Here is a 5,650-nt window from a genome sequence, read left to right on the forward strand (position 1 = left end):
AGGTTTAGAAAGGGATTGTAACTTAATAAACGTCAAATAGATAGAATTGTTACAGTTTTTAACCTAAACTTAAATCCGAGTTCGAGTTCAATTTCAATTTCAAATTCGATTTCGATTTCGAATTCAGATTCATACGTTCATTCTGCTGTATAGCAGAATCGGCTTATGACATTCTCGTAGCTGGTTGATAGGATTGGAACGAACAAAAGCCATAGTCAATGGCTTTTGTTGAAAAATGATATAGGATGATGTGTTTTTAGTCTGTGGGATGCATTGGAATTAACAACCACGTTTTTTAATTTCTTCTGGACCTACGATGACATCATAGGTGTTGATCATCATAGCAGCTTTGTTATCTATGTTGTCCAAATAGACATTCCAGTGTTCATTTTTTGCTACTATGAATAAGGCTTCTTGGTAATTCAAAATATGTCCATCTACGTAATACACATATTTTTCTCTGTTGATGTGGATCACATCGATAGGGTCTCCTATAAAAGTGTTTTCCACTGTGCTTTGTAGTCTTTTCTTTTCTTTACTAACATCTACTATTAATTCGTCTACATCTTTCCATGTGCCGTTTTTGATTCTTGTAGTTGGTTTTTTTGACGATTCTTTTATTTGGTCTCTACCGATGTTTGACTTATTGTTGACACTGAATCCTTTTTCAAAATCTTTTACCCAAGTTGTGGTGTCATTTTTTGAGCTTTTAATTTTATAACTCATTTTATGATTTGTGGAAAACATTTTCAAAGAATTTATTCCATTTACCGGAATGATTTGGACGCCCTTGTTTCCGTTCTTTTTAATAAATGCTTTTGCTTTTTCTGCAGTTACCTTTTCATCATCAATGTAGTAGTGGATGTTATCACCAGCGTTTTCTATATAATCTAAAGGACTCGCTGGTGGCGGTGGCGGTGGCAGGTCTTCTTGTTTAATATACTCTACAGTCTTGCCTTTAAGGTCAATTTTGCTTCCCCAACGATCGTAAAAAGCTTGGTCACCTCCTTTTACGGTATAATAATGGATCTTTCCATCTACTTTTATATATCCAAAATCTTTAGACGGTGCTGCCGGTGCCGGTGGCGGTGGCGGTGGGATTTGACCTGCTCTAATATCATTTTCCCAATTTATATAAGGCCATGGTTCATTTTCAGCACGTTGTTTTTCATTCATAGAATTAAAAATGATTTGCATACGTTTTGTGTCTTCATTAAAAAGTACGACATGACCCTTCTCCTTTATAAATTCTTGATGTCTTTTAGCTAGAAAATTATACTCTTTTATGTCTTTTGAGGTCAGATTTTCGAGTACTTCAACTACCTCAATAATTTCCTCTGCTTTTATAACTTCGTAACCTTGACTTTCAAAATCTTGAAGTTCTCCTTGTTCATTATAAATCTTGATTTGTTCTCCATTTATTTTATACACATGAGGTGCTCCATTTATAGTAATGTTCCCTTCTGGATCTGATGGGTCAACTGCTATTATTTTACGATTAGAAGGTGTTTCTTCAATTATTTTAAACTCTACAGGTAGTTCAACTTCTTGAAATTCGGTTTCTTCCTTCCCACAACTTATAACAAGTAAAGCGATAACAGGAATAAGGGCTAGACTTCTAAAGACCAGGCTGGTATTTGAGGTGTGTGTTTTCATAATATGAAATCTTTTTTTGATTATTGGAAATGTAAAGGTGTTGGCCATCGCCTGTTGGTAACTTGTGGTCGCCTGTTCTAATAGTGTTTCTTGATAGGCAGTAGTTGAAATTCCTTGACTCAAAACAGCACGATCAGCCAGGAATTCATGGTTCAACTTTATAGAATACCTAATGATGTACAACAAAGGATTGAACCAAAATGCAATTAAAAGAAATTCTATAAATAGCACGTCTAGCGAATGCTTCTGATCCAGATGTGCTTTTTCGTGTTCTAAAACAACCCTTGGTATTTTGTTGGATTCCTGATCTTTTTTAGAAATAAAAATCCGAGTGAGAAATGAATGTGGTATCGTAAAGCTGTTGCGTAAAATAAGCTGGTAAGCAGCATAAGAACTGATCTGATCTTCTTGTTGGATCCTAAAAGAGTACAAATTCTTACCAAACCTCCAAAGCATGATAAAGGCACCTATCACATAAAGACTCCATCCTATATAAAGCCAGCGGAAAGTAACACTCGACTTCTCCATTGCTGATTCCATGAAAGGCAATTGGGCATCATTTATAAACGGAATTTCTTCCATGGGAATCACAATCGTTTCTACCACTATAAACGGAATAAGCATGGATAGAATAAGTGCACCTATCAAATAGAATCTTTTAAAGCCATGCCAGGAAGTGTTTTCTAACAATAACTTATAGGCCAGCCAGAGTACAAATAAGCAAACAGAGGAGTTGATTAAGAAATGTTCCATGATTATTTTTTTTCAATTTGGCGATCAATAATTTTTCTCAATTCTTCCAGCTCCTCTTTACTTAAGTCTGTTTCTTTAGTAAAGAAAGAAGCAAATTGAGAAGCACTATCGTTAAAGAAATTCTTAATCAAGCCGTTTACATGCTTAGCGAAATAATCGCTTTTCTTCACTAAAGGAATATATTGACGGCTTTTACCGAACAGTTCATAACCTACAAAACCTTTATCCGTCATACGCTTTAATAAGGTAGCAATGGTAGTGGTAGCCGGTTTGGGATCAGGGTATGCTTCAAGGAGGTCTTTCATAAAAGCTTTTTCTAGCTTCCATAAATGACTCATAACATCTTCTTCAGTTTTTGATAATTTCATTTGTATGTTTTATGCCTATTTAACTTTACTCTGTTGTATTAAATCGTTCGTTTTTCTATTTTTCTTCGTTAAAAAATAAAACCGTAGCTATTGCTATGCTTTAATTTTTTGTCTTGATAAATAAAAAAACGTTCCAATTTAATTTTACAACAGCACAAAATTAAATTGGCAGGAGAACTAACTCTACAAATGTAGAACAATATTTTGATTCTACAAGTGTAGAACATTAAAAAGTCAAATAAAGGTAAAAAGAAGAATAAAAACGGCTGGTATATATGATTTTAAAATACTGGATATGAGGTATTAAGGGTTTTTTCGCTTTCGCTAAAGTGATCTGGTAAAATGGTAGAATAAAAGATATAGCAGAAAGCACGGTCACTAGAGAATTCTAGGAGCGGTAGCGAAATGAATTTTTAGTGAACTGCCCAAAAATAAGTCCCATTCGCTAAAAAATGAACTCGAACCTGAACTTGAAGTAATAGGAAACGATCAGCAGGTATTTTTCTTTTTAAAAGTAATTGCGCATAAAGCTTTTGCAAAAGTGAGAACAAAAAAAAGTCCCACTCGATTAAGAATGGGACTTTTATAAACTTAAATGTAATAGTTCAAAGATAAATGGGTATTACTTACTCATCTCCGTAAAATGCTTGTAAAAATGCGGAATCGTTTCAATTCCTTTCAGGTAATTCCAGATTCCAAAATGCTCGTTAGGTGAGTGAATCGCATCGCTATCCAGACCAAATCCCATAAGGATAGACTTAGAATCCAGTTCTTTTTCAAATAAGGCAACTATAGGAATCGAGCCACCACTGCGCTGAGGAATAGGCGTCTTGCCAAAGGTATCCTCATAAGCGGCACTTGCTGCTTTATAGCCCAAGCTATCAATAGGTGTCACATAAGCTGTTCCTCCATGATGCGGTGTTACTTTCACTTTTACGCTTGCTGGAGCGATGCTTTCAAAGTGATTCTGAAACAACTCGGTGATTTCATGCCAGTTTTGGTCCGGTACCAGTCGCATGGATATTTTTGCATAAGCCTTACTCGCGATAACGGTTTTGGCACCTTCGCCGGTGTAGCCGCCCCAAATACCATTCACGTCTAAGGTAGGTCTAATGCTATTGCGTTCATTAGTGGTATACCCTTTCTCGCCGTCTTCTTCAGCGATGTCCAGCGCTTTGTTGTAGGCTTCTTGAGAGAATGGCGCTTTGGCCATTTCGGCACGTTCTTCTTTACTGAGTTCTTCTACTTTATCATAGAAGCCTGGAATAGTGATGTGATGGTTATCATCATGGAGTTGGGCGATCATATCGCACAATACATTGATCGGATTTGCTACCGCACCTCCATAAAGCCCGGAGTGCAAGTCGCGATTAGGACCGGTTACTTCAACTTCTACATAGCTCAAACCACGCAGTCCCGTGGTGACGCTAGGGACGTCTTTGGAGATCATGCCCGTATCAGAAATCAAGATCACGTCGTTAGCTAGTTTTTCTCTATTGCGTTCTAGAAACCATCCTAAGGATTCGCTTCCCACTTCTTCTTCTCCTTCAATCATGAACTTAACGTTACATGGCAGCTCGTTATTTGCTGTCATGTATTCCATAGCTTTTACGTGCATGTACATTTGTCCTTTGTCATCACAAGCACCACGGGCAAATATGGCTCCGTCTGGATGAAGGGCTGTTTTTTTAATCACTGGCTCAAAAGGTGGGCTGTCCCATAAATTTATAGGATCTGGTGGTTGTACATCGTAATGACCATAAACCAATACCGTAGGCAGTTTGGGATCGATCATTTTTTCTCCATAAACGATCGGAAAACCTGGCGTTTCACAAATTTCTACGTGGTCGCAGCCTGCTTTTTTTAGGGATTCTTTAATCACTTCACTGGCTCTAATCACATCGTTTTTATGGGTAGGATCTGCGCTTACAGATGGGATCTTAAGTAAGTCTATGAGTTCATTTATGAATCGATCTTTGTGCTGATCAACATAAGGTTTGGTATTCATGATAATTGTATTTGATGTAAAGATAAGAAACGAGTAATTTTTATTTGATAAAGAATTTGTAATATCTTAAAAGTATGTATATTTGCCGTCCCAATCAGGGATACCAGAATGCGGATGTGATGGAACTGGTAGACATGCTAGACTTAGGATCTAGTGCCGCAAGGTGTGCAGGTTCGATTCCTGTCATCCGCACTTATTCTTAAAAGCTCTTCAGAAATGAAGGGCTTTTTTTTAGTTCTCGCTTTCACGAAAGTCTAAAAAAACGAATCATAAGATATCTATATGTTTTATCTCTTGTTTACAAGGCTCGATTATAAAATTTATAATTCGAATGATCGTTTACTACAGCCATGTAATTTAAGGCCTTCAATTGTTTCAGAAAGTGAAAGCAAAACCATAATTTTGGATCATTAATAATGAAGTAGTAAGTTCATCTAATTTATGTTTCGAATGTTGAGTCAAACCGTTTTATGCTGTCTGACATGAAAAAAACAGAGTTGTTTAAATGTAAGTTTCATTATTTTATTAAAAGGCCCAAAACATGTCAGAAAAAAAAGTAACTATTTTAAGTGCCTTCAAAACCATTATTTGGCCCAGAAGAAAATTTGTTTTTATAGGATTATTTTTAATTGTAATAAGTAAAGCAGCTAGCTTTGTGGCACCCTTATCTCTTAAATATTTAATGGATGATATCATTCCTAATAAAAATGTGGAGTTTCTCAAAGGCTTAGTTGCAGTGGTAGCCTTAGCCATTTTAGTCCAAGCGATTACTTCCTTTCTTCTTACTAAAATATTAAGTGTACAAGCGCAGTATATGATTTCTGAACTGAGAGCGCAAGTTCAAAAAAAGGTACTGTCATTACCT

Annotated in this window: 4 protein-coding genes and 1 tRNA gene; 2 read left to right on the forward strand and 3 right to left on the reverse strand. The window is 36.2% G+C overall.

The annotated features are described in order from the left end of the window. Positions 1-279: 279 nt before the first annotated feature. The 3 genes from ACJAT0_RS12280 to ACJAT0_RS12290 form a co-directional block, all read right to left on the reverse strand. Complete coding sequence (locus ACJAT0_RS12280; RefSeq protein ID WP_415181890.1) at positions 280-2,409, reverse strand: M56 family metallopeptidase; 2,130 nt, start codon at positions 2,407-2,409, stop codon at positions 280-282. Positions 2,410-2,411: 2 nt separating this feature from the next. After that, complete coding sequence (locus tag ACJAT0_RS12285) at positions 2,412-2,777, reverse strand: BlaI/MecI/CopY family transcriptional regulator (protein WP_415181891.1); 366 nt, start codon at positions 2,775-2,777, stop codon at positions 2,412-2,414. Between the two features lie 622 nt (positions 2,778-3,399). Continuing rightward, positions 3,400-4,785 carry a dipeptidase gene (locus ACJAT0_RS12290; RefSeq protein WP_415181892.1) on the reverse strand — a complete coding sequence of 462 codons (1,386 nt, stop codon included), beginning with the start codon at positions 4,783-4,785 and terminating at the stop codon, positions 3,400-3,402. A 110-nt stretch (positions 4,786-4,895) separates the two neighbouring features. On the opposite strand from ACJAT0_RS12290, the gene ACJAT0_RS12295 reads away from it, so the two are divergent. Continuing rightward, a tRNA-Leu gene (locus tag ACJAT0_RS12295) sits at positions 4,896-4,977 on the forward strand. A 349-nt stretch (positions 4,978-5,326) separates the two neighbouring features. Then, positions 5,327-5,650: ABC transporter transmembrane domain-containing protein (locus ACJAT0_RS12300; protein WP_415181893.1), on the forward strand; the 324-nt coding region annotated here is incomplete at its 3' end.

Origin of the sequence: Nonlabens sp. (assembly GCF_047636915.1) — a bacterium.
Classification (GTDB): domain Bacteria; phylum Bacteroidota; class Bacteroidia; order Flavobacteriales; family Flavobacteriaceae; genus Nonlabens.

What these genes read in the sequence shown, in the direction of transcription:
- ACJAT0_RS12280 (WP_415181890.1), bottom strand. Translation starts at nt 2,409, where the DNA reads ATGGAACATTTCTTAATCAACTCCTCTGTTTGCTTATTTGTACTCTGG.
- ACJAT0_RS12290 (WP_415181892.1), bottom strand. Translation starts at nt 4,785, where the DNA reads ATGAATACCAAACCTTATGTTGATCAGCACAAAGATCGATTCATAAAT.
- ACJAT0_RS12285 (WP_415181891.1), bottom strand. Translation starts at nt 2,777, where the DNA reads ATGAAATTATCAAAAACTGAAGAAGATGTTATGAGTCATTTATGGAAG.